Below are 22,636 nucleotides of genomic sequence, written 5' to 3'. Positions count from 1 at the left end.
ATGCCGTTGCCGATGCGCAGGGAATGCCCGATCCGGCATGGTTTGTCACCGCTGACCCCGTGCGGCGATTAATTACCACCGGAGGCCTGCTGCCATGCTGAGCAGCTTGCCGCAGGCCGAGTGGATGCTGGCCGATCGGGGCTACGATGCCGACTGGTTCAGAGAGGCGTTGAAAAACAAGGGACAAGGGCATGCATCTCCGGCCGGAAGGGCAGGAAGAAAGCGGCTCGATACAACAAGCGTCGCTACAAACGCCGCAATCGCATCGAGATCATGTTCGGAAGGCTCAAGGATTGGAGGCGGGTTGGCCGCTCAGCGCCGACGACTGGGACAACCAGATGCTGTTCTTCCTGGCCCAGGGCTATCGCGTCGTCGCGCATGACCGGCGCGGGCACGGTCGCTCGGCCCAGGTCGGCGAGGGCCATGACATGGACCATTACGCCGCCGACGCCTCGGCCGTGGCCGAGCATCTGGACCTGAGGAACGCCATCCATATCGGCCATTCCACCGGCGGCGGCCAGGTCGCGCGCTATGTCGCGCAATATAGCCAGCCGCAGGGCCGCGTGGCCAAGGCGGTGCTGGTCAGCGCGGTGCCGCCGCTGATGGTCAGGACGCCCGACAATCCCGAAGGCACACCCATCGAGGTCTTCGACGGTTTCCGCGCCCAGCTTGCCGCCAACCGCGCGCAATTCTTCCTCGACGTGCCGTCGGGGCCGTTCTACGGCTATAACCGCGACGGTGCGGAGGTCTCGCAGGGCGTGATCGATAACTGGTGGCGCCAGGGCATGATGGGCAGCGCCAAGGCGCATTACGAGGGCATCAAGGCCTTCTCGGAAACCGACCAGACCGAGGATCTGAAGGCGATCACCGTGCCCACGCTGGTGATGCAGGGCGACGACGACCAGGTGGTGCCCTACAAGGCGGCGGCGATCATGCAGGACAAGCTTTTGTCAAACAGCCAGTTGATCATCTATCCCGGCTTCTCGCATGGCATGCTGACGGTGAATGCCGATGTGGTCAACGCCGATATCCTGAAGTTCATCAGGTCCTGATACCCCGCGCGCCGGGCCGGTCCCGGCGCGCCCCTGCCAGACGGAAAAGACCATGCCAGATCCCGAGATGACCGCCGTGCTGGAACGCCAGCGTCGCGCCTTCCTGACCGAGGCCGCGCCTGACATCGGCATGCGCCGGGACAGGCTGGCCCGGTTGCGCAAGGCGACGCTGGCGCATCGCGCCGACCTGGCCCGCGCCATCAGCGCCGATTTCAGCCACCGCTCGGCGCATGAGAGCGACATTCTCGAACTGATGGTGGTCGTTCAGGCCATCGACTATCTGCACCGCAAGCTGCCCCGCCTCATGCGGCCACAAAGGCGGCACGTCGCCCCGACCTATCGCGCCGGCCGCGCCTGGGTCGAATACCAGCCCAAGGGCATGATCGGCATCATGGCGCCCTGGAACTACCCGGTCTCGCTGACACTGATCCCGCTGGCCACGGCGCTGGCGGCCGGCAACCGCGCCATGCTGAAGCCCTCGGAACTGACGCCGCGCACCAGCGCATTGCTGCGCGACTTGCTGGCCGAAGCCTTCGCCGAGGAGGAGGTCGCGGTGATCCTCGGCGGTCCCGAGGTGGGTGCCGCCTTCAGCCGCCTGCCCTTCGACCATCTGCTGTTCACCGGCAGCACCCCGGTCGGGCGCAAAGTCATGCAGGCGGCCAGTGCCAATCTGGTGCCGCTGACGCTGGAACTGGGCGGCAAAAGCCCTGTCATCATTGCGCGCGGCCAAATCAACCGCCGCAGCCTCGAGGGACTGACTTTCGGAAAACTGTCGAACGGCGGCCAGACCTGCGTGGCGCCGGATTACGCGCTGGTGCATCGGGACGACCTCGACGCCTTCCGGGCGGGTTATGACCAGACGGTCAGGCGCTTCTATCCCACCGGTCCGACCAGCCCCGATTATACCGCGATCATCAGTGACCGGCATGTCGCGCGCCTGAACGGCTTGCTGGAGGATGCCAGGCAAAAGGGCGCCGAGATCATCCCCGTGGGCCACAGCCCCGACAGCGCCGCGACCCGCCCCCAGACCATTGCGCCCACGCTGGTGCTGAATGCCGGCGACGATTGCGCGGTCATGCAGGACGAGATCTTCGGCCCGATCCTGCCGGTGCGGAGCTACGAGACCATGGACGAGGTCATCGCTTTCGTGAACGCCCGCCCCCGGCCGCTGGCGCTTTACTATTTCGGGGAACGCGACGCGGATTGCGCGAAGCTGCTGGCGCAGACCACCTCGGGCAATGTCTGCATCAATGCGACGATGATGCATGTGGCGCAGGATGACCTGCCCTTTGGCGGCATCGGCCCGAGCGGCATGGGCGCTTATCACGGCCCCGAGGGTTTCCGCGCCATGAGCCATGCCAAGGGCATCTATGCACAGGGCCGCTGGAATCCGGCAAGGCTGCTGCACGCGCCCTTCGGCCGGTTCGCAAAGCTCGCCGCCCGCCTGAACCTGCGTTAAATGGTGCGGGGGAAGGCCGCCGTGCCTTCCCCCGTTGTTACGCCCCTTTCGCGGCGGCTCTGGCCTCCAGCCGTCGCCGGTCATCCGGCGAAAGCGCCCCCAGCAGCGTGACCGGCGTGCGCTGGAAGCGCAGCGCCTCGCGCGCGCCGCGATCCAGATCCTCGGGCGCGACCGCGCCTTCCGCCAGAGCCTCGGCCGCCGGGCGGCACAGTGCCATGGTCAGGCGCCGGGCGACCTCCTGCCGCGCGGCATCGGGCAAGGCGGGCGGATCACCGTCGATCAGCCAATCCGCGCCCTCGCCGCCTGCTCGCAGCAAGCCCTGCGCCGGACGATAAAAGACGCCCAGCCGTTCCAGCCCCTGCATCGCCCGCAGCATGATGACCGGCTTGGTCAGGTTCATCACCCGGAACGGCCCCGCCGGAACGCCGAAACTGGCGCAGGCCACGGCGTCGATCTGGCCCGGCGTGGCGATGCCCTCGTCCAGAAGCTGCACCGCCTCGTTGCAATAGGGGCAGAAGAAGCGGTTCAAGGCAAAGCCGGGGCTGTCCTTGCAGGGCAAGGGCGATTTTCCCGTCCGTGCCAGGAAATCCAGCGCGCACCGGCGGATCGCCGCACGGGTCTCGGAGGTCGAGATCACCTCGACCATAGGGCAGATCTCGGCCGGGCTGAAGTAATGCAGGCCCAGCAGCCGCCCGGGATCGTCCAGCGCCCGGGCAATGTCGGCGACCAGCAGGCAGGAGGTATTGGTGGCGATCACCGCCTCGGGTTGCAGCAGACCCTGCACCCGCGACAGCAGCTCGTGCTTGACCGCCAGATCCTCGAACACCGCCTCGATCAGCAACGCGCTGCCCGACACCGCGCCAAGCTCGGTGGACACCGTCAGGCAGCGGCGGGCCGCATCGGCCCCGGCGGCGTCCATGCGGCCCTTTTCGACCTCGCGCGCCAGATGCCGGCCGATGCGGTCGCGCAGCCGGTCCAACGCGGCGTCGGTGGTATCGACGACCGTGGTCGGGATGCCGGCCTTGAGGCTGGTGATGGCGATGCCACCGCCCATGGTGCCGGCGCCGATGATGGAAAGCCTCATGCCGCGCCCCCCAGGGCCTCGACGATCACGGCGATGCCCTGGCCGCCGCCGATGCACATGGTGGCCAGGCCGTAGCGGCCGCCGGTCCGGTTCAGCTCATGGATCAGCTTGGTCAGGATGATCGCGCCCGAGGCGCCGATGGGATGGCCAAGCGCCACCGCGCCGCCATTGGGATTGACCCGCGCCGGGTCGAAGCCAAGCGCGTCGCTGACGGCGCAGGCCTGCGCGGCAAAAGCCTCGTTGCTTTCGATCACGTCGAGATCCTGCACACCCAGCCCCGCGCGTTCCAGGGCCTGCCGCGAGGCCGGGATCGGACCCAGCCCCATCACATCGGGCGCGACCCCGCCCAAACCATAGGCGACGATCCGGGCCAGCGGCCGCACGCCGGCGGCACCGGCGGCCGCCTCGCTCATCAGCACCAGCGCCGCCGCGCCGTCGTTGAGACCGCTGGCATTGCCCGCCGTCACGCTGCCCTCCTTGCTGAAGGCGGGGCGCAGCTTGGCAAGGTCACCCGCCGTCACGCCGGGTCGCACATGCTCGTCACGGTCGAAGGTGACCTCCTTGCGGCCCTGCCGGACGGTGACCGGCAGGATCTGGTCGCGGAAATGCCCGGCCGCGATGGCGGCCGCGGCGCGGCGATGCGATTCCAGCGCAAAGGCGTCCTGCGCGGCACGGTCGATGCCGCAACGCGCGGCGACATTTTCGGCGGTCATGCCCATGTGGACCCCGCTGAAGGGGTCGGTCAGCGCGCCGACCATCATGTCCACGGCCCGGACATCACCCATCTTCTGACCGGCGCGGACAGACAGCAGGTGGCCGGCACGGCTCATGCTTTCGGCACCGCCGGCAAGGGCGATGCCGGCGACACGGAAGGTATTACCCTACGGTCCTGGTCTGCACCTTCCCGGCCGAGTCGCGGTAGAACTTGGCGCCTGTCGGCCTGACGTCCAGGAAGAGACCGGCATCCTTGGCAAGGTAGGGCTTTGATTCCGGCTTCAATTCCCGGATCAGCTTGTCGTTCAGCATTGTTGTAACTCGCCCCTCTGGAGTTACAGCAAGTTACAACAAAAGAAGATGGATTGTGCTCAAACTTCCCACGCGGCAGCTGCGCTACAATTGATTTTCTTGGGATTTTTTGCCGAAGATGCGCTGAAATCAATCTTCTGGAGAAGGCTGGTACCCGAGGTCGGACTCGAACCGACATGCCTTGCGGCGGCGGATTTTGAATCCGCTGCGTCTACCATTCCGCCACTCGGGCCTTCCACGCCACCGCCTAAGGCGGCCGGCGCGCTTTTGCAAGAGGCCGCGTCAGGCGCGGCCCAGCTTCTCCATCCGCGCCGTGCGCATCCGCGCGAAATCGTCGCCGGCGTGGTACGAGGACCGCGTCAAGGGCGTCGCCGAGACCATCAGGAAGCCCTTGCCATAGGCGGCCTTCTCATAGCTCTTGAACTCCTCGGGCGTCACGAAGCGGTCGACGCGGTGATGCTTGGGCGTCGGCTGCAGATACTGGCCGATGGTCATGAAGTCGATGTCGGCGGCGCGCATGTCGTCCATGACCTGCAAAACGCCCTGCCGGTCCTCGCCCAGGCCGACCATGATGCCCGACTTGGTGAACATGCCGGGGTCCAGTTCCTTCACCCGCTGCAAGAGCCGCAGCGAGTGGAAATAGCGTGCCCCGGGCCGCACGGTCGGGTAAAGCCCCGGCACGGTCTCGAGGTTGTGGTTGAACACGTCGGGACGCGCCTCGACCACGGTCTCCAGTGCCTCGGGGCCGCATTTCAGGAAGTCCGGGGTCAGCACCTCGATGGTCGACTTGGGCGAGCGGTGGCGGATGGCGCGGATGGTCTGGGCGAAATGCTCGGCCCCGCCGTCGTCCAGGTCGTCGCGGTCGACCGAGGTCAGCACGACATGGTTCAGCCCCAGCTTCTGCACGGCATGGGCGACGCGGCCCGGCTCGAAGGCGTCCAGCGCATTGGGCTTGCCGGTCTGCACGTTGCAGAAGGAACAGCCGCGGGTGCAGATCTCGCCCATGATCATCATGGTGGCGTGGCCCTGGCTCCAGCATTCGCCGACGTTCGGGCAGCCCGCCTCTTCGCAGACGGTGGACAGGCGATGCTCGCGGAGCAGATCGCGCGTATCCTTGTAGCCCTGGCTGGTCGGCGCCTTGACCCGGATCCAGTCCGGCTTCTTGGGCTGGGCCTGGTCGGGGCGATGAGCCTTCTCGGGGTGGCGCAGAACCGGGGGCATGTCCGCCATATCGGCATCCTTTGCTGATTTCCGGCATAACTAAGGGTTTTTCGCCCCTTGATCAACGGTCCTGCAGGGTGCATCTAAAGCCCGTCGATGCCGCGCCGCAGCATCGGCCTGAGGGAGGAGCGGATGTTGAAAGGACCAGAGATGAAAAAAGGCGATCTGCTTCCCGACGTGACCTTCCAGACCCGCGTGCGCGACGAATCCGTGGGCGGCCCGAACCCCTATCGCTGGCAGGCGATGACAACGGCCGACTATTTCGCCGGCAAGCGCGTGGTGCTGTTCTCGCTGCCCGGCGCCTTCACGCCGACCTGCTCGACCTACCAGCTGCCCGGCTTCGAAAAGGCGGCGGGTGAAATGGCGACCCTGGGCATCGACGCGATCTATTGCATGTCGGTCAACGACAGCTTCGTGATGAACCAGTGGGCCAAGGGCCAGAACCTGGAAAACGTGAAGGTCATCCCCGACGGCTCGGGCGCGTTCACCGACAAGGTCGGCATGCTGGTGCGCAAGGACAACCTGGGCTTCGGCGCCCGCAGCTGGCGCTATGCCGCCATCGTCAACGACGGCCGCATCGAGGCCTGGTTCGAAGAGCCCGGCCGCTGCGACGACTGCCCCGAGGATCCCTATGGCGCCAGCTCGCCCGAATCGGTGCTGGAATGGCTGCGCGCCAACCCGGCGCAGGCCGCCGCCTGATCCGATCCTGCGGACACACGAAAGGGCGCCACCGGGGCGCCCTTTTTCATGGCCGGATCATGGGGCCGGGACAGGCTCAGCCGATCAGCGGCGCGCCCGAGCCATAGGTTTCGCGGTAGTGGCGTTCCAGCCGCATCAGTGCCAGGCGCAGCACGATCTTGCCCGAGCGCGCCGACCAGCCCAGCCGGCGTTCGGTCATCTCGACCCCTTCGAGGAAGCAGCAGACCCGCAGGCACATATCGCCCATGCCCGGCCCCAACTCGCGCAGCGCGGCGGCAACGCGGTTGCGCGCCCCTTCGGAACCGCCGCCCATCCCGGCCGAAACCCGCGAGACATCGACGCCCGAAGTCAGGAAGCGGTCCCAGTTCTGCGTGACGCGCGGCCCCATCTGCGCCAGTTCGAAATCCTCGCGCAGACGCTCGCCGGCGGCGACCAGGTCGGGGGCAAGGAACGGCCGGCCGTCCGGTTCGCGCCGCCGCGCCAGCATCAGAAGCGGGCTTTCCGCGATATTGATCCGGGTGCGGCGGCGGCGGCCGTCCTCGGGATCGGTGATCTCGCGCTCTTCCCACTGGCGATGCTGGTCGGCATGGCTGAAGGCGGCGGCCTCTTCGGCGCAGCCCGCCAGCTCGGGCGCGACCGGCGCGGCCAGGCTGAAATCGGCGCCCTGCGGCATGGCATTGCCGCGCCGCGCCGCCAGCATCGCGCGCAGCGCCTCGCGGCCCTGGCCCGAGATCGCATAGCGGCTGACCCGGCCCTGTCCCAGCAGCTGCACCCAGGCGCGGATCGCCATATGCTCGGCCAACTCGCGGTCGAGGATCGCGGTGCGGATGTCGTCGCGCACGACGATGGCCTTGTCCATGCCGTCGGCCACCACCATCTGCGCACCGGGCTCGGCCAGCCGGCGCAGGATGCGGGCGATCTGGCGCATGCCGGTGCGGCCCGGCGCCACCGGCGCGGCGCCGCGGTCGCGATCCGCGGCGCGCTCGACCGCCTGGTCGACCAGCGGATCGTCGCGGCGCGCCTCGAAGCGGCGGATGCGGCGCAGGATCGTCGAGGCATGGCAACCCGCCTCGCGCGCCAGCGAGCGGATGGTCTCGCCGCCCTCGACATGGCGCAGATACAGTTTCAGGTCACCGTCCCGGGTCTGGGAGTCCGCCCCCGCATCGGGCCCTTCGCAGGCCGAGACCCCGAAGCCGGCAGGCAGGGCGGCGATCGGGGCTTCCGGGGCAAAGTCTCCCGTCAAAATCGTCATGGTCATTCCTTCGCTTCCTGCAGACGAGCGGCCAGACGCTCGCCCATGGGTTGTGTCACCTCCCGCCTCACCAAAGACAGGATCAGGCCGAGATGGGGCAATATTTGCTAAGAATTCCTAAAGATTCCTTGCCGCGCCGCGCGCAGCACGGCAACGGGACGCAACACAAGCATCGGTTGTGCAAATTTTCCCCGGTTCCACTCGGAAACGGAGAAAGCGCCATGACGATGATGAGCAATGTGATCGCCTTCCAGCCCCGGCTGGGCCAGCCGCAGATGCGCCGGCCGCGGCTCTTGGTGCGGGCCGCGCGGGCGGGGCTGGCGGGCTGGAACCGGCGGCGCGACCTGCGCCGGCTGCTGAAATGCGACGAGACGCCGCTGGCCGGCGCCGCCCTGGCCCGGCTGCGGGCCGAGGAAGAACAACTCGACACTATCCGCCGCGAGGGCCGCGCCGATTACGACGTGCACCGCCATATCATGCTGCTGATCGCCATCCTGGCCGAGACGGCCGAGGCCGCGCCGCGCCCGCTGCCGGCTACCTGCCTCTGAACAGCGAACCCAGCACGCCGCGCACCAGCGCCTGGCCGGTCTTGGTCCCCAGCTGCCGCGCCAGGCTCTTGCCGAATGTCGTGGCGATGGAATCGCTGGTCGAGGCGCGGCCGCTGCGTTTCGCCGGCGCCTCGTCGGGGATCTGGATCCGGGGATCATAGCGCCGGCCGCGGCTGTGCGGCTTTTCCATCGTCCACAGATCGTCGTCGCCCCGGGCCTCGGGCCGCGCGGCCTGCGCCGCCGCCTGCTCGGCGCGGCCGGCCAGGATCTCGGCCGCCGATTCGCGGTCCAGCGCCTTGCCATATTTCAGCGCCATCGGGCATGCCGCGTTCAGCGCCGCACGCTCGGCATCGGCAATCGGGCCAAGCTGCGACAGCGGCGGGCGGATCAGCGTGCGCTGCGCCACGCCCGGCACGCCCTTGGCTTCCAGAAGCGAGGTCACGGCCTCGCCGGTGCCGACGGCCTGGATCGCCTCGGCGATGTCGAAATCGGGATTGGCGCGATAGTTCTGCGCGGCAAGCTTCAGCGCCTTCTGGTCCTTGGCGGTAAAGGCGCGCAGCGCGTGCTGGACGCGGTTGCCCAGCTGCCCCAGCACCGATTCCGGCAGGTCGGCCGGGTTCTGGCTGATGAACCACAGGCTGACGCCCTTGGACCGGATCAGCCGCGCCACCTGCTCGATCTTGTCGACCAGCGCCGGCGGGGCATCGTCGAACAGAAGATGCGCCTCGTCGAAGAAGAAGGCGACGCGCGGCTTTTCCGGGTCGCCGACCTCGGGCAACTGTTCGAAAAGCTCGCTCATCAGCCATAGAAGGAAGGTGGCGTAAAGCCGCGGCGCGTTCATCAGCCGCTCGGCCGACAGGATGTTGATCATCCCCTTGCCCGAGGCATCCAGCCGCATGATGTCGGAAAGCTCCAGGGCCGGCTCGCCGAAGAGCCGGTCGCCGCCCTCGCCCTCCAGCACCAGCAGCGCGCGCTGGATGGCGCCGACCGAGGCGGTCGAGACATTGCCGTATTTCAGCGACAGCTCCTTGGCGTTCTGCCCGACCCAGACCAGCATGGCCTGCAGGTCCTTCATGTCCAGAAGCGCCAGCCCCTCTTCGTCGGCGACGCGGAAGGCGATGTTCAGCACCCCCTCCTGCGCATCGGTCAGGCCCATCAGCCGCGACAGCAGCAGCGGCCCCATCTCGGCCGGCGTGGTGCGGACCGGATGGCCTCGTCCGCCCCAAATATCCCAGAAGGTGACCGGAAAACCCTCGTATTCCAGCGTCATGCCGATCTGCGCCGCCCGCGTCTGGAAGGGCTCGTTCAGCTTGCCGGCCGGGTCGCCGGGCTTCGCGATGCCGGCCAGGTCGCCCTTCACATCGGCCATGAACACCGGCACGCCCGCCTTGGAGAACGATTCGGCCAGCACCTGCAGCGTCACCGTCTTGCCGGTCCCGGTCGCGCCGGCGATCAGCCCGTGCCGGTTGGCGTATTTCAGCAGCAGGTTCTGCGGCTGGGCATGATCGGCGCCGCCGCCGCCCAGAAAGACCGTTCCCGCGGCCAGATCGACGATTTCTGTCATGTTTTCTCCTCGGATCGGCAAAAAAACGCGGGTTGCGACGAAAGAACAATACAACCGTAACGGTTTTGTGCCAGTCTGTTCCTGTCGGGCCATCGCATCGGCGGCGGGCCGGCTTTCCTCCCTGTTGGACTGCCGCGCCTCTGGCGCGGCTTTTTTTTGCATCGTCCGTGCCGATCACATCGCGGTCATCACAATGTAACAATCTGTCGAATAGGATAGTTGACGGACCCTCGTTCCGGCTCTAGCTTTCCGGGCAATGATGACCGGCCAGTCCGGCAGGGAAGGTAAGCTGGGGATCCGGGGCGGCTGTCTTACGCTTCGGATCCCTCGCCTTCGGCAAGGCCGATGCAGCAGGTTTTCGCCCATATCCCATTGGCACGCAAAGGTGACGCCCCGCGATGCGATCCGCCCTGACAAGGCGCGGCGCGCATGTTAGGAGCAGGGCCGATGCATGGACCAAAGGAAAGCACCATGGCAAATAGGACGTCCGCGGCATTGATCGCCGCCCTCTTCACCCTGACCGGCAGCGCCGCCAGCGTGATGGCGCAGGAAGCGGCCACCCCGGCCCAGCCTGCCGCCGAGGCCCCCGCCAGCGAAGCCCCTGCCAGCGAAACGCCCGCCGCCACCACGCCGGCCCCCGCCGCCGCGCCTGCAACCGAGGCCCCCGCAGCCGAAGCCCCCGCTGCCGATGGCGCGCCCAAGGTCGGCCAGCCCTATGCCAAGTCGACGCATGGCGACTGGACCCTGCGCTGCATGAAGACCGAGACCGGCAAGGATCCCTGCGAGCTTTACCAGTTGCTCAAGGACAAGAACGATTCGCCGGTGGCCGAGGCCTCGGTGATCCCGATGACCGGCAATGTGCAGGCCGTCGTCACCTTCGTCGCGCCGCTGGAAACCGACCTGCAGGCCGGCCTGGGCCTGCAAGTCGACGCCGCCAAGGAAGGCCGCTATCCGTTCATGCTCTGCGCGCAGGTCGGCTGCATCTCGCGCATCGGCCTGGCCGATGCCGAGCTCGCCCCGCTGAAAAAGGGCAACAAGGCGACCGTTTCGGTCCTGCCCTTCGGCGCCCCGAAAGAGCAGATGGTCAAGCTGGACCTGTCGCTGAAAGGCTTCACCGCCGGCATGACCGCATTGGTCGAGGCGAACAAGGACCTGGCCGCCGCGCCGGCCACCCCGGCCCCGGCGGCACCGGCCCCGGCTGCCGCGCCCGCCGCTACCCCGGCCGAGGCGCCCCAGCAGTAAGGCGCCCCGCATGGGAAATCGGGCCGGGGAAACCTGGCCCTTTTTCATGGCCCGCGCCCGCGCGACAGCCTGGCCTTCACCGTTTCACAAATACCCACGGCTCTCCGCGCCACCACCTCCGGCGGCCGGCATGGCAAAGGGGCGCCCGCCAAGGCGCCCCCCTGAAAATACGCCCCGGCTTACTCGACCGGCAGGGCGACGAAGCGCGGCTCGCCGGCGCGGCGCACCATGACCAGGATCGACTTGCGACCGGCCTCGCGCGCCTCCTTCACTCGTCCCTCGAGGTCGGCCAGCGTGGTCACCGGCTGCTGGCCGGCCTCGGTGATGACGTCGCCGGCGGTCAGGCCCTTGTCGGCGGCGGCGCCGGTCGGGTCGACCGATTGCACCACCAGCCCCTGCATGTCGCGCGACACGCCCAGTTCGGCCGCGATCTCGGGCGTCAGCGGCGCCAGCGTCATGCCCATCAGGTCGCTGGCCGTCTCGCTGGCACTGTCCACCTTGCCCGAACCCGAACCCTCGGCCAGCTCGCGCCGGCCCAGCGTCACCTTCAGCTCGACCGGCTTGCCGTCGCGCTGCACGGTCACCTCCACCGCCTTGCCCACCGGCGCATCGGCCACCCGGCGCACCAGGTCGCGCGGATCCTTGACCTCGCCCCCGGCGAAGCTGGTGATCACGTCGCCCGACTTCATCCCGGCATCGGCGGCAGGCCCCGAGGGCACGTCCGTGACCATGGCGCCGCTCGCTTCGGCCAGGCCCAGCGAATCGGCGATGTCCTGCGTCACCGGCTGGATCTTCACCCCCAGCCAGCCGCGCCGGGTCTCGCCAAATTCCTCGAGCTGCTCGACCACCTTCGAGACCACGTTCGAGGCCATCGAGAAGCCGATGCCGATCGAGCCGCCGTTCGGAGACAGGATCGCGGTGTTCACCCCGATCACCTCGCCGTCCATGTTGAACAAGGGCCCGCCCGAATTGCCGCGGTTGATCGCCGCGTCGGTCTGGATGAAATCGTCATAGCTGCCCGACAGCGCGCGGTTGCGGGCCGAGATGATCCCGGTCGAGGCCGAGAAGCCCTGCCCCAGCGGGTTGCCGAGCGCCAGCACCCAGTCGCCCACGCGGCCCTTGTCGCTGTCGCCGAACTTGACGAAGGGCAAGGGCTCGTCGCTTTCGACCTTCAGCACGGCGATGTCGGTCTTGTCGTCGCGGCCCACCACCTTGGCCGGCAGCGTCTTGCCCGAGAAGAACTCGACCTCGATCTCGTCGGCGCCTTCGATCACGTGGTTGTTGGTGACGATCAGCCCCTCGGGCGAGACCACGAAGCCCGAGCCGAGCGCGTTCGAGCGTTGCTGCTCCATCGGCCCGCCGCCGAACGGGTTGCCGTCCTCGCCCTGCGGGAAGCCGGGAAAGCCGAATTCGCGGAACAGGTCGCTGAACGGGCTGCCCTCGGGCAATTGCGGACCGCGCACCAGCGGCGTCGAGACGGTCGAGGTCGTGGTGATGTTCACCACCGCCGGGCTGACCTGCTCGACCAGGTCGGCAAAGCTCTCCGGCATGACGTTTTCCTTGCGCGCCTTGCTTTCGGGGGCGGCAAGCGGCTGGTTGTCATTGGCGGCGGCCTGCGGCGACTGGGCGGCGGGCGCCTGGGCCAGCGCCGGCGACAGTGCCAGCAGCAGCGCCAGCCCCGAGGCGGTCAGAAGAGGACGAAAAGAGGGTCTGTTCATCTGGATGGTCTCCTTCCATGCCGGGGCCGCGCGAACCGGGCCCGTGGCAATCTGCTCATGTTCAAGGGGATTTTCGGTCCCGTTGCAAATGAACCACGCTCGCAAAGAATGAACTGATCGTGACTTGCAGGCAATGCCCGGGATCAAGCCGCCACGGCAAAAAGGTTCCGTTGCCGGGAGATGCCCGGGCCACGGAACCCTCGCCCTGACGGTTTCAGTTCAGCTGTGCCGCCTCGCCCGCGCAAAGCAGCGTGACCAGCGTGCTCGCGCCGCGCATCTCGATGCCGGCGACATCCACCGGGCGGCGATTCAACGCCCCGCCCAGGATCTCGATCGAGCCGGTGCCGTGAAAGGTCGCGTCCAGCAGCCGCAGAACCGCCTCGCCGCGCAGCTCGGCCTCGATGCCGCCCGGGATCGCCAGCACCCGCTCGGGCGTGATGCGGCGTGCGCCGACCAGAAGCTCCATCCCCACCTCCATCAGCTGCACCCGCTGGTGCCGCCGCAGGTGTTGCATTTCATGCAGGTGCCATTGCGGACCAGCGTGTAATTGCCACATTCGCCGCAGGGATCGCCCTCATAGCCCTGCATGCGTGCCTTGACCCGCGCATCCATCGCCACCGGATCGGCCGTCGCCACCGCCAGCGTCGAAACCTGCGATTGCAGCACCATCAGGTCCTGCGGCAGCCGCTTCCGCAGGTAGCCGGTCGAGCTGATCTGCTTCAGCATCTCCAGCGAGCGCGAGGCCTTCTCGCCCACCGGCGCGACATTCGGCTGGCCCTCGGCCTCGCCGCCGCCCATGTCGTCGAAGCGCGCACCCTGCGGCTGGACATGCGCAAGATCCGTGCGGTCCAGATAGCTGACCGCCAGTTCGCGGAAGACATAGTCCAGGATCGAGGTCGCGTTCTTGATGCTGTCATTGCCCTGCACCATGCCCGCCGGCTCGAAGCGGGTGAAGGTGAAGGCATCGACGAATTCCTCCAGCGGCACGCCGTATTGCAGGCCGACCGACACGGCGATGGCGAAATTGTTCATCATCGCCCGGAAGCCCGCGCCTTCCTTGTGCATGTCGATGAAGATCTCGCCCAGGGATCCGTCGTCATATTCGCCGGTGCGCAGATAGACCTTGTGGCCGCCGATCACCGCCTTCTGGGTATAGCCCTTGCGGCGATGCGGCAGCTTCTCGCGGTGGCTGCGCACGGCCTCCTTGACGATGATCTTCTCGACGATCTTCTCGGCGATTACCGCGGCCTTTTCCTGCGGATTGCCCGAGGCGAGGATCTCTTCGGCTTCCTCGTCATCCTCGACCAAGGCCGAGGCCAGCGGCTGCGACAGTTTCGAGCCGTCGCGGTACAGCGCATTGGCCTTGACGCCCAGCGACCAGCTCAGCTCATAGGCGGCCAGCGCATCGGCGATGCTGGCGCTGTTCGGCATGTTGATGGTCTTGGAAATCGCGCCCGAGATGAAGCTCTGCGCCGCCGCCATCATGCGGATATGGCTTTCGACCGACAGATAGCGGCTGCCCTTCTTGCCGCAGGCATTGGCGCAGTCAAAGACCGGATAATGTTCGGGGCGCAGATGCGGCGCGCCCTCCAGGGTCATGGTGCCGCAGACATGGTCGTTCGCGGCCTCGATCTGCGCGCGGGTAAAGCCCAGGTGCCGCAGCAGGTCGAACCCCGGATCGGCCAGTTTCGCGGCCGGGATGCCCAGCGTGTCGCGGCAGAAATCCTCACCCAGGGTCCACTGGTTGAAGACGAAGCGGATGTCGAAGGCCGAGGCCAGCGCCGCCTCGATCTTTTCCAGTTCGCGCGGGCCGAAGCCGTGGCCGACCAGGCTGGTGTGGTTGATGCCGGGGCAATTCCCGAGGCTGGCGTGGCCGACGGCATGGGCCACGATCTCCTCGATCTGCGCCGGGCCGTAGCCCAGCGATTCCAAGGCCGCGGGGACCGAGCGGTTGATGATCTTGAAATAGCCGCCGCCGGCCAGTTTCTTGAACTTCACCAAGGCGAAATCCGGCTCGATGCCGGTGGTGTCGCAATCCATCACCAGCCCGATGGTGCCGGTGGGTGCGATCACCGTGGCCTGGGCGTTGCGATAGCCGTGCTCCTCGCCCAGGGTCAGCGCCTCGTCCCAGGCGCCCTGCGCCAGCGCCACCAGGCGCGGGTCGGGGCAGTTCTCGGCATCCAGCTCGACCGGGCGGACGTTCAGCCCGTGATAGGCGCCGGTGCCATGGGCGGCGGCGCGGTGGTTGCGGATCACCCGCAGCATGTGCGAGGCGTTCTTCTTGTAGCCCGGGAAGGGCCCCAGCTCGCCCGCCATCTCGGCCGAGGTGGCATAGGCGACGCCGGTCATCAGCGCGGTCAGCGCGCCGCACAGCGCCCGACCCTCGGCCGAGTCGTAGCCCAGGCCCATGGTCATCAGCAGCCCGCCGATATTGGCATAGCCCAGGCCCAGCGTGCGGAAGTCATAGCTGCGCTGCGCGATCTCGCGCGAGGGGAACTGCGCCATCAGCACCGAGATCTCCAGCGTCAGCGTCCAGAGCCGCGTGGCATGGATATAGCCCTCGGCATCGAAGCCCTGCCCGTCCCAGAAGGTCAGCAGGTTCATCGAGGCCAGGTTGCAGGCCGTGTCGTCCAGGAACATATATTCGCTGCACGGATTGCTGGCGCGGATCGGCCCGTGCTCGGGGCAGGTGTGCCAGGCGTTGATCGTGTCGTGGAACTGGATGCCCGGATCGGCGCAGGCCCAGGCGGCATGGCCGATCTGGCTCCACAGTTCGCGCGCCGAGACGGTCTTGGCCAGCTTGCCGTCGGTGCGGCGCACCAGCTCCCACGGCTGATCCTCACGGACCGCGCGCAGGAAGGCATCCGTCACCCGCACCGAATTGTTGGAATTCTGCCCGGAAACCGAGGCATAGGCTTCGGAATCCCAATCGGTATCGTAGCTGGGGAATTCAATCGAATCAAAGCCCTGGCGGGCATATTGCAGAACCCGGTTCACATAGGTTTCCGGGATCATGCTGCGTTTCGCGCTTCGGATCGCCGATTTCAACGCCGCGTTCCGGGCCGGGTCGGTGGCATCCTCGACGCTGCCGTCCCAGCCGCGGATCGCGGCGAAGATCTCGTTCAGCTTCCGTTCGTGCATCTTGGACCCGGCCACCAGGGCGGCGACCTTCTGTTCCTCGATGACCTTCCAGTTGATGAACTGCTCGATGTCGGGGTGATCCATGTCGCAGATCACCATCTTTGCGGCGCGTCGGGTCGTCCCGCCCGATTTGATCGCCCCCGCTGCGCGGTCTCCGATCTTCAGGAAGCCCATGAGCCCCGAAGACTTGCCGCCGCCCGACAGTTTCTCGCCCTCCCCTCGAAGGGACGAAAAATTGGTGCCCGTGCCCGAGCCATATTTGAAAAGCCGTGCCTCGCGGACCCACAGGTCCATGATGCCGCCCTCGTTCACCAGGTCGTCGCTGACCGACTGGATGAAACAGGCATGCGGCTGCGGATGCTCATAGGCGCTGTCGGACTTGACTAGCGCGCCGGTCTTGAAATCGACGTAGAAATGCCCCTGCGACGGGCCGTCGATGCCATAGGCCCAATGCAGCCCGGTGTTGAACCATTGCGGCGAATTCGGCGCCCCCATCTGCGCCGCCAGCATGAAGCGCATCTCGTCGTAATAGGCGCGGGCGTCTTCTTCGTTGGAAAAATACCCACCCTTCCAGCCCCAATAGGCCCAGGCGCCGGCCAGCCGGTCGAAGACCTGGCAAGCCGAGGTCTCGCCCACGCTGCGCTGGTCCTCGGGCAGGTCCGCCAGCGCGGCCTCGTCCGGGACCGAGCGCCACAGGAATGCGGGCACGCCCTTTTCCTTGACCCGCTTCAGCCGCGCCGGCACCCCGGCCTTGCGGAAATATTTCTGCGCGATCACGTCCGAGGCGACCTGGCTCCAGCCCTGCGGCACCTCGACGGATTCGTTGCGGAACACGATGCGGCCGTCCGGATCGCGGATCTCGCTCAGGGTTTTCGCAAATTCCATCCCGCCATAGGCGCCGCCCTCGGCCGTGGTGAAACGCCGCTCGATCCGCATGCCCGTCATCCCCTCGTTGCCCCGCACCGCCGCCCAGACGCCAGCGTCGCCTGCACCGATCGGTGCAGCCCGACCTGCCCGCCAAGCGGCATCGGTAGCCTTTCGTTGAACTCTCGCCCGGCCCACCATGGCCAGATCCGGTGCAGAATGACCACAAGATCTGGTGGTAGCGTCGGCTTGGGCTACAAATTGGCGCGAGCCTTCGCGCATTTCAATCAATTTTTTCGCTTTACAGCCCGGCCGCGACATCCTGTCAGCCGCGGCACAGATTCGCCATCAATCCGTTGTTAACAACTGGGCTTTTGCGTCCCGCTGCAAAAAGCCGAATGTTCAGGCCGGGTTCGGGGCCGCCGTTCAGGTGTTTTCCACAGGCTTGTCCCCATGAAGCTCGCGCCGGGGTTGCAGCTTCGTTCCGGTGCTCACGCCACAGGATTTTTTCGCTCCGGCAGGATCAGATCCCGGTCGGTGACGATCATGTCCAGCGGCTGGTCGGTCGGCTCGCAGGGAATCGCCCGAATCTCCTGCACCGCATAAGCCAGGCCGATGGCGACGGTCGGGCCCTCGGCGCGCAGCATCTCCAGCGTGCGGTCATAGAAGCCGCCGCCATAGCCCAGCCGGTTGCCGGCGCGGTCGAAGCCGGCCAGCGGCACGATCAGCACCTGGGGGCGCAGTTCGGGCGAATCGGCCGGCGGATGGCTGGTGCCGAAGCCGCCGGGCTCGAGCCGGCCGTCATAGGCGCGAAACAGCAGCGGCCGGGCTCGGCCAGGCACCACCGGCAGGCAGACCGGGCCGTCATGCGCCGCCATGGCCGGGCGCGGGTCGGCCTCGTCCCGCATCGGCCAATAGCCGGCCAGCACCTTGCCGGCATGCGGCGCCAGCACGGCGATCAGCCGCTCGGCCATGGCGGCATCGTCGCCGCCCGCGGCGCGCGCCGCCAAAGCCTGCACGCGAAGCGCGGATTTCAGATCAGTATCCATGAGGCCAACCCCAGAAATGCAAAGAATCCCATCATATCCGTCATGGTGGTGACGAATGTTCCCGAAGCCAGCGCCGGGTCCAGCCCCAGCCGGCTGAGCCCCAGCGGCACCAGCACGCCCCCGGTCGCGGCGACGATCTGGTTCGCGATCATCGCCATGCCCAGCACCGCCCCGATCATCGGCGCGCCCAGGATCAGGCTGCCGGCCAGGAACAGGATCACCGCCAGCCCCAGCCCGTTCAGCATCCCCGCCGCCAGTTCGCGCAGGATGACGCGGCGGGCGTTGGCGCTGGTCAGCTCGCGCGTGGCCAGCGCGCGCACGGCGACGGCCAGCGACTGCGTGCCGGCGATGCCGCCGGTCGAGGCGACGATGGGCATCAGCGCCGCCAGGATCACCAGCTGCGCCAGCGTCGATTCGAAGCGCGAGATGACCAGCGCCGACAGCGAGGCGGTGAACAGGTTCGTCACCAGCCAGGGCAGCCGCTGCCGCGCGGTCTGGAACGGCCCGTCCGAGACGTGGCTGTCGTCCGAGACCCGGGCCATGCGCAGGAAGTCCTCCTCGTGCTCTTCGTCCAGCACCGACATGGCGTCGTCGATGGTGATGACGCCGACCAGCCGGTCGTCCTCGTCCACCACGGGGGCCGAGATCAGGTGATACTTGTTGAAGACATAGGCCACGTCGCCTTCCTCGGCCCGGGCGCTGATGGTGCGGAAACTGTCCTCGGTGATGGCGCGCAGGGCCACGTCGCGGCGCGAGGCCAGAAGCTTGCCCAGCGTGACATAGCCGACCGGATGGCGGCGCGGATCGACCAGGATGACGTGATAGAACTGGTCGGGCAGCCATTCCTCGGTGCGCAGGAAATCGATGGTCTCGCCCACGGTCCAGTGCTCGGGCGCGGTCACCACCTCGGACTGCATCAACCGGCCGGCCGAATATTCGGGATAGTTCAGCGAGCGCTCGACCGCCGCCCGGTCGCTGTCGTCAAGCGCGGCCAGGATCTCCTGCTGCTCCGGCGCGTCCATGTCCTCGATCAGGTCGACGACATCGTCGCTGTCCATCTCGCGCACGGCCTCGGCCAGCACCTCGCGCGGCAGCTGCTCGACCACCTCGTCGCGGATCGATTCGTCGATCTCGGACAGGATCTCGCCGTCGATCTCGCCGGAATACAGGTGCAGGAACTCGCGCCGCCGCGCGGGGGTCAGCTGCTCGATCAGGTCGGCGATATCGGCGGCATGCATCGGCTCCAAGAGCCCGTCCAGCGCCGGGCCGTCGCCGGCATCGATGGCGGTGTTGATCGCCTCCTGCCCGGCGCGGCTCAGCTGGAAATCGTCCTCGGGGATCTCGGTCTCGGCTTCGCGGGGCTCGGTCATCGGCTGGCTCCTCGGAACTCGGGGGCTGGGGCGAGGATTTCGGTCGGCGCCACCATAGGGGCGCGGCGCGCGGGGCTCAATCGCGGTTCAGAAGCGCCAGCGCCTCGGCATGCAACTCGGCCGAACCGGCGGCGAGGATGGTGCCGCCATGATGCGCCGGGCCGCCCTGCCAGTCGGTGACGGTGCCGCCTGCCGCCCGCACCAGCGCGATGGGGGCGGCCACGTCATAGGGCTGCAACCCGGCCTCGATCACCAGGTCGACATGGCCGGCCGCCAAAAGCGCATAGGCATAGCAGTCGAGGCCATAGCGGATCAGCTGCACCCGGTCCGCGACGCGGCGGAAGGCGGTATGCTCGGTCGGGTTGCCGACCTCGGGATAGGTGGTCAGCAGCGTGGCCTGCGCCAGCGCCACGCCCCGGCGCGTGGCCAGCGCCTGCTCGCCCGCGCGCGAGATCAGCCGGGCGCGGCCGAAGCCGCCCTCGAAACGCTCGTCCAGATGCGGCTGGTCGACGATGCCATAGATCGGCCCCCCGACATCCGAGAGACCGATCAGCACGCCCCAGCTGGGCGCGCCGCAGATGAAGGCGCGGGTGCCGTCGATCGGGTCCAGAACCCAGGTCAGGCCGCTCTGTCCGTTCTGGACGCCGTATTCCTCGCCCAGGATCGCATCCTCGGGGCGCTCGGCGGCCAGGATCGCGCGCATGGCGCGCTCGCTGGCCCGGTCGGCCTCGGTCACCGGGTCGAAGCCGGTGCCCGCCTTGTTGTCGGGATGCAGCCCGGGACTGCGGAACAGGCCCAGGGTCTCGATCCGGGCCGCGTCGGCCAGGCGATGCGCCACGGCCATGATCCGCTCGGCCCCTTCGACAGGGATGTCTTCGTTCGCGCTTGTCATCGCCTGCCCCCGTGCTTGCCTGGGCGCAGGTTTAGCCGCTCGGCTTCGGAAGCGGAAGCCTGTGCGGGCCGGCCGTCATTCAGGCCGCGTCGGACAGCACCCGGGCCAGTTCGAAGATCTGGCGGCGCTGCGCCTCGGGCATGGCGTAATAGGCCCGGACCAGCTGCAGCGCTTCCTTGTCGGCCAGGATGTCGCCCTCGACCGCGTCGTGCAGATGCGCGTCCTCGAGCCCTTCGAAGAAGAAGCTGACCGGCACGTCCACCGCCTGGGCGATGTCCCACAGCCGCGACGCCGAGACGCGATTCATCCCGGTCTCGTATTTCTGGATCTGCTGGAACTTGATCCCGACCTTCTCGGCCAGCTGCTGCTGGGTCATGCCGATCATCCACCGCCGGTGGCGGATGCGCTTGCCGACATGGACGTCCACATTGTGCTTCATGGTAACACCTCACTCAATCTAAACGGGCGCTACACCAGTTTGACGCAATTTTCGAGTTCGATAATGTGGACCTGTCCAAAAAGACAATCGCGGACACACCCGCAGGCGGACTATCCGAAGCCTCGGGAAACACAAGAAAAACCGGCGCGGGATTCGCGTTTTCAGCCAGGAGTGTGAATCATGGGCGACGAGTGGAACATGATGCAAATCAAGGAAATGGCGGGACTTCCCGTGCCGGGCGTGCTGCGCCTGCCGGAACCCGGGCCCGGTCAGGTGCTGGTGCGGCTGCGCGCCGCTGCGCTGAATTTCGCCGACCTGCTGATGACCACCGGCCGCTACCAGGAGACGCCGCCCCTGCCCTTCATCCCCGGGCTCGAGGGCGCGGGCGAGGTGCTGGCCGCCGGCCCGGGCGTGGACCTGACGCCGGGCACTCGCGTCGCCGTGCAGGCCCAGGGCACCATGGCCGAGGCCAATCTCTTTGCCGCCGCGGACTGCTACCCGATCCCCGACGGCATGGGCTACGATCAGGCAGCGGGCTTCCTGATCGCCTATGGCACCAGCCATTTCGTCCTGACCCAGCGCGCCGGCCTGCGGGCGGGCGAGACGCTGGCCGTGCTGGGCGCCGCCGGCGGCGTCGGGCTGACCGCGGTCGAGATCGGCGCGGCGCTTGGCGCCCGCGTCATCGCCGTGGCGCGCGGCGCCGACAGGCTCGACATCGCCCGCGCGGCCGGTGCCGCCGAGACCATCGACAGCGCCACCTGCCCCGACCTGCGCGCGGCGCTGCGCGATCTGGGCGGCGTCGATGTGGTCTATGACCCGGTCGGCGACGCCCCGGGCGAGGCCGCCTTCGGTGCGCTGCGCCCCGGCGGGCGCTTCCTGGTCATCGGCTTTGCCGGCGGCAAGCCGCCCGCCCTGCCCCTGAACCACGCGCTGGTCAAGAACATCGCCATCCACGGCTTCTATTGGGGCGGCTATCGCAAGCTCGACCCCGCCGCCCTGCGCCAGGACATCGCGGCGCTGTTTTCGCTTTACGCGCAGGGCCGGCTGCGCCCGCATGTCGGCGCCTCCCTGCCGCTGGCGCAGCTTGCCGAGGGCTATGCCTTGCTCGAGTCGCGGCGCTCGACCGGAAAGGTGATCGTTAGCCTATGAAATTTTCGTCAAATGCCCCGCATTCCGGCGGGATTGCATTGAAATCCCGGGTCGCGTGACCGATATTTGCGGGGATGGTGGGCCGTAGCGGCCGCACCGCGATTTTCGACCGGGGAGAACCTATGCAAGATTACAATTCGATCCGCACGGCCGGGACCGCGACGCGCTCGGCTGCCGTGGATGAAGGCCTTCGCGCCTATATGAACAAGGTCTATGGCCTGATGGCCGTGGCCATGCTGGTGACCGCCGGCGCCGCCTGGGGCATCTCGGGCCTGGCCATGAACCCGGACGGCACGCTGACCTCGCTTGGCGCCGCGATCTATACGTCGCCGCTGCGCTGGGTCATCATGTTCGCGCCGCTGCTGGTGGTCTTCGGCTTCGGCGCCGCGCTGAACCGGCTTTCGGTCTCGGCCGCGACGACGGTGTTCTATGTCTTCGCCGCGCTGATGGGCCTGTCGATCAGCTGGATCTTCATGGTCTACACCAGCTTCTCGATCATCCAGACCTTCCTGATCACGGCCATCGCCTTTGCCGGCCTGTCGCTTTACGGCTACACGACCAAGCGCGACCTGTCGGGCATGGGCACCTTCCTGATGATGGGCCTGATCGGGCTGATCGTCGCCTCGATCGTGAACATCTTCCTGAAATCGGGCGCCATGCAATTCGCCATCTCGGCGATCGGCGTGCTGATCTTTGCCGGCCTGACCGCCTTCGACACGCAGAACATCAAGAACACCTATCTGCAGCTGGCGAATTCGGACCGGGATTTCCTGGGCAAGGCCGCGATCATGGGCGCCCTGCAGCTCTACCTGGACTTCCTGAACCTGTTCATGTTCCTGCTGCAATTCATGGGCAACCGCGAGTGAT

The 22,636-nt window shown here is 67.5% G+C and carries 19 protein-coding genes, 1 tRNA gene and 1 pseudogene; 8 read left to right on the top strand and 13 right to left on the bottom strand.

Annotated elements, in window-relative coordinates:
- The 3 genes and pseudogenes from PARN5_RS24275 to PARN5_RS0114545 form a co-directional block, all read left to right on the top strand.
- A pseudogene (locus PARN5_RS24275) lies at positions 1-306 on the top strand (transposase); the annotation flags it as partial.
- Between the two features lie 32 nt (positions 307-338).
- On the top strand, positions 339-1,052 hold the full coding sequence (locus tag PARN5_RS0114550; RefSeq protein WP_346420632.1) for an alpha/beta hydrolase: 714 nt from the start codon (positions 339-341) through the stop codon (positions 1,050-1,052).
- Between the two features lie 52 nt (positions 1,053-1,104).
- Positions 1,105-2,511 (top strand): coniferyl aldehyde dehydrogenase, encoded by a 1,407-nt coding sequence (locus PARN5_RS0114545; RefSeq protein ID WP_018000507.1) that lies wholly within the window; start codon positions 1,105-1,107, stop codon positions 2,509-2,511.
- A 37-nt stretch (positions 2,512-2,548) separates the two neighbouring features.
- Here the strand turns inward: PARN5_RS0114545 and PARN5_RS25130 are convergent, their stop codons facing one another.
- From PARN5_RS25130 to lipA, 4 genes are all read right to left on the bottom strand, one after another.
- On the bottom strand, positions 2,549-3,595 hold the full coding sequence (locus PARN5_RS25130; protein WP_018000506.1) for a 3-hydroxyacyl-CoA dehydrogenase family protein: 1,047 nt from the start codon (positions 3,593-3,595) through the stop codon (positions 2,549-2,551).
- Positions 3,592-4,452 carry an acetyl-CoA C-acyltransferase gene (locus PARN5_RS22205; protein WP_346420644.1) on the bottom strand — a complete coding sequence of 287 codons (861 nt, stop codon included), beginning with the start codon at positions 4,450-4,452 and terminating at the stop codon, positions 3,592-3,594. Before PARN5_RS22205 ends, PARN5_RS25130 begins: the two co-directional genes overlap by 4 nt.
- 317 nt (positions 4,453-4,769) lie before the next feature.
- Positions 4,770-4,853 (bottom strand) — tRNA-Leu (locus PARN5_RS0114525).
- 50 nt (positions 4,854-4,903) lie between these two features.
- Complete coding sequence (gene lipA / locus PARN5_RS0114520; protein WP_018000503.1) at positions 4,904-5,851, bottom strand: lipoyl synthase; 948 nt, start codon at positions 5,849-5,851, stop codon at positions 4,904-4,906.
- Positions 5,852-5,992: 141 nt separating this feature from the next.
- Here lipA and PARN5_RS0114515 point away from each other — a divergent pair, with 141 nt between their 5' ends.
- Positions 5,993-6,541 carry a peroxiredoxin gene (locus PARN5_RS0114515; protein ID WP_018000502.1) on the top strand — a complete coding sequence of 183 codons (549 nt, stop codon included), beginning with the start codon at positions 5,993-5,995 and terminating at the stop codon, positions 6,539-6,541.
- A 76-nt stretch (positions 6,542-6,617) separates the two neighbouring features.
- Here PARN5_RS0114515 and PARN5_RS0114510 read toward each other — a convergent pair whose 3' ends face one another.
- Positions 6,618-7,799: a DUF6456 domain-containing protein gene (locus PARN5_RS0114510; RefSeq protein ID WP_018000501.1), complete on the bottom strand. Its 1,182-nt coding sequence runs from the start codon at positions 7,797-7,799 to the stop codon at positions 6,618-6,620.
- Between the two features lie 215 nt (positions 7,800-8,014).
- Between PARN5_RS0114510 and PARN5_RS0114505 the strand changes: the two genes are divergently transcribed.
- A complete protein-coding gene (locus PARN5_RS0114505; protein WP_018000500.1) occupies positions 8,015-8,341 on the top strand; it encodes a DUF6477 family protein in 327 nt (108 codons plus the stop codon).
- Here PARN5_RS0114505 and PARN5_RS0114500 read toward each other — a convergent pair.
- The gene (locus PARN5_RS0114500; RefSeq protein ID WP_018000499.1) at positions 8,328-9,905 is read right to left on the bottom strand and encodes a helicase HerA-like domain-containing protein; all 1,578 of its coding nucleotides are present in this window, start codon (positions 9,903-9,905) and stop codon (positions 8,328-8,330) included. The two genes, PARN5_RS0114505 and PARN5_RS0114500, sit on opposite strands and share 14 nt — an antisense overlap.
- Positions 9,906-10,376: 471 nt before the next feature.
- Here PARN5_RS0114500 and PARN5_RS0114495 point away from each other — a divergent pair, with 471 nt between their 5' ends.
- Complete coding sequence (locus PARN5_RS0114495; protein WP_232419358.1) at positions 10,377-11,147, top strand: invasion associated locus B family protein; 771 nt, start codon at positions 10,377-10,379, stop codon at positions 11,145-11,147.
- Positions 11,148-11,326: 179 nt separating this feature from the next.
- Here PARN5_RS0114495 and PARN5_RS0114490 read toward each other — a convergent pair whose 3' ends face one another.
- The 7 genes from PARN5_RS0114490 to PARN5_RS0114460 form a co-directional block, all read right to left on the bottom strand.
- Complete coding sequence (locus PARN5_RS0114490; protein WP_018000497.1) at positions 11,327-12,865, bottom strand: DegQ family serine endoprotease; 1,539 nt, start codon at positions 12,863-12,865, stop codon at positions 11,327-11,329.
- A 214-nt stretch (positions 12,866-13,079) separates the two neighbouring features.
- Positions 13,080-13,379 (bottom strand): hypothetical protein, encoded by a 300-nt coding sequence (locus tag PARN5_RS0114485; protein ID WP_018000496.1) that lies wholly within the window; start codon positions 13,377-13,379, stop codon positions 13,080-13,082.
- Positions 13,343-16,942 (bottom strand): vitamin B12-dependent ribonucleotide reductase, encoded by a 3,600-nt coding sequence (locus PARN5_RS0114480; RefSeq protein ID WP_026155444.1) that lies wholly within the window; start codon positions 16,940-16,942, stop codon positions 13,343-13,345. The genes PARN5_RS0114485 and PARN5_RS0114480 overlap by 37 nt, the downstream gene beginning before the upstream one ends.
- 419 nt (positions 16,943-17,361) lie before the next feature.
- Positions 17,362-17,919, bottom strand: a complete 558-nt coding sequence (locus PARN5_RS0114475; protein WP_026155443.1) for a 5-formyltetrahydrofolate cyclo-ligase — start codon at positions 17,917-17,919, stop codon at positions 17,362-17,364.
- Positions 17,904-19,289 (bottom strand): magnesium transporter, encoded by a 1,386-nt coding sequence (mgtE, locus tag PARN5_RS0114470; protein WP_018000493.1) that lies wholly within the window; start codon positions 19,287-19,289, stop codon positions 17,904-17,906. The genes PARN5_RS0114475 and mgtE overlap by 16 nt, the downstream gene beginning before the upstream one ends.
- 76 nt (positions 19,290-19,365) lie before the next feature.
- Positions 19,366-20,181 (bottom strand): histidinol-phosphatase, encoded by an 816-nt coding sequence (hisN, locus tag PARN5_RS0114465; RefSeq protein WP_018000492.1) that lies wholly within the window; start codon positions 20,179-20,181, stop codon positions 19,366-19,368.
- 79 nt (positions 20,182-20,260) lie between these two features.
- The gene (locus PARN5_RS0114460) at positions 20,261-20,620 is read right to left on the bottom strand and encodes a helix-turn-helix transcriptional regulator (RefSeq protein ID WP_018000491.1); all 360 of its coding nucleotides are present in this window, start codon (positions 20,618-20,620) and stop codon (positions 20,261-20,263) included.
- A gap of 180 nt (positions 20,621-20,800) precedes the next feature.
- Between PARN5_RS0114460 and PARN5_RS0114455 the strand changes: the two genes are divergently transcribed.
- Together PARN5_RS0114455 and PARN5_RS0114450 are read left to right on the top strand one after the other, a co-directional pair.
- Positions 20,801-21,769 carry an NADPH:quinone oxidoreductase family protein gene (locus PARN5_RS0114455; protein WP_018000490.1) on the top strand — a complete coding sequence of 323 codons (969 nt, stop codon included), beginning with the start codon at positions 20,801-20,803 and terminating at the stop codon, positions 21,767-21,769.
- A gap of 122 nt (positions 21,770-21,891) precedes the next feature.
- A complete protein-coding gene (locus PARN5_RS0114450; protein WP_018000489.1) occupies positions 21,892-22,635 on the top strand; it encodes a Bax inhibitor-1/YccA family protein in 744 nt (247 codons plus the stop codon).
- Position 22,636: the final 1 nt, after the last annotated feature.

The organism is Paracoccus sp. N5 (assembly GCF_000371965.1).
GTDB lineage: Bacteria > Pseudomonadota > Alphaproteobacteria > Rhodobacterales > Rhodobacteraceae > Paracoccus.
The sequence above is the reverse complement of the archived record's forward strand: the minus strand, read 5'-3'. Positions and strand labels throughout refer to the sequence as shown.

What these genes read in the sequence shown, in the direction of transcription:
- PARN5_RS0114505 (WP_018000500.1), top strand. Translation starts at nt 8,015, where the DNA reads ATGACGATGATGAGCAATGTGATCGCCTTCCAGCCCCGGCTGGGCCAG.
- PARN5_RS0114495 (WP_232419358.1), top strand. Translation starts at nt 10,377, where the DNA reads ATGGCAAATAGGACGTCCGCGGCATTGATCGCCGCCCTCTTCACCCTG.
- PARN5_RS0114545 (WP_018000507.1), top strand. Translation starts at nt 1,105, where the DNA reads ATGCCAGATCCCGAGATGACCGCCGTGCTGGAACGCCAGCGTCGCGCC.
- PARN5_RS0114455 (WP_018000490.1), top strand. Translation starts at nt 20,801, where the DNA reads ATGGGCGACGAGTGGAACATGATGCAAATCAAGGAAATGGCGGGACTT.
- PARN5_RS0114510 (WP_018000501.1), bottom strand. Translation starts at nt 7,799, where the DNA reads ATGACCATGACGATTTTGACGGGAGACTTTGCCCCGGAAGCCCCGATC.
- PARN5_RS0114485 (WP_018000496.1), bottom strand. Translation starts at nt 13,379, where the DNA reads ATGCAACACCTGCGGCGGCACCAGCGGGTGCAGCTGATGGAGGTGGGG.
- PARN5_RS0114450 (WP_018000489.1), top strand. Translation starts at nt 21,892, where the DNA reads ATGCAAGATTACAATTCGATCCGCACGGCCGGGACCGCGACGCGCTCG.
- PARN5_RS0114475 (WP_026155443.1), bottom strand. Translation starts at nt 17,919, where the DNA reads ATGGATACTGATCTGAAATCCGCGCTTCGCGTGCAGGCTTTGGCGGCG.
- PARN5_RS0114480 (WP_026155444.1), bottom strand. Translation starts at nt 16,942, where the DNA reads ATGCGGATCGAGCGGCGTTTCACCACGGCCGAGGGCGGCGCCTATGGC.
- hisN (WP_018000492.1), bottom strand. Translation starts at nt 20,181, where the DNA reads ATGACAAGCGCGAACGAAGACATCCCTGTCGAAGGGGCCGAGCGGATC.
- PARN5_RS0114490 (WP_018000497.1), bottom strand. Translation starts at nt 12,865, where the DNA reads ATGAACAGACCCTCTTTTCGTCCTCTTCTGACCGCCTCGGGGCTGGCG.
- PARN5_RS0114515 (WP_018000502.1), top strand. Translation starts at nt 5,993, where the DNA reads ATGAAAAAAGGCGATCTGCTTCCCGACGTGACCTTCCAGACCCGCGTG.
- lipA (WP_018000503.1), bottom strand. Translation starts at nt 5,851, where the DNA reads ATGGCGGACATGCCCCCGGTTCTGCGCCACCCCGAGAAGGCTCATCGC.
- PARN5_RS0114500 (WP_018000499.1), bottom strand. Translation starts at nt 9,905, where the DNA reads ATGACAGAAATCGTCGATCTGGCCGCGGGAACGGTCTTTCTGGGCGGC.
- PARN5_RS25130 (WP_018000506.1), bottom strand. Translation starts at nt 3,595, where the DNA reads ATGAGGCTTTCCATCATCGGCGCCGGCACCATGGGCGGTGGCATCGCC.
- mgtE (WP_018000493.1), bottom strand. Translation starts at nt 19,289, where the DNA reads ATGACCGAGCCCCGCGAAGCCGAGACCGAGATCCCCGAGGACGATTTC.
- PARN5_RS0114550 (WP_346420632.1), top strand. Translation starts at nt 339, where the DNA reads ATGCTGTTCTTCCTGGCCCAGGGCTATCGCGTCGTCGCGCATGACCGG.
- PARN5_RS0114460 (WP_018000491.1), bottom strand. Translation starts at nt 20,620, where the DNA reads ATGAAGCACAATGTGGACGTCCATGTCGGCAAGCGCATCCGCCACCGG.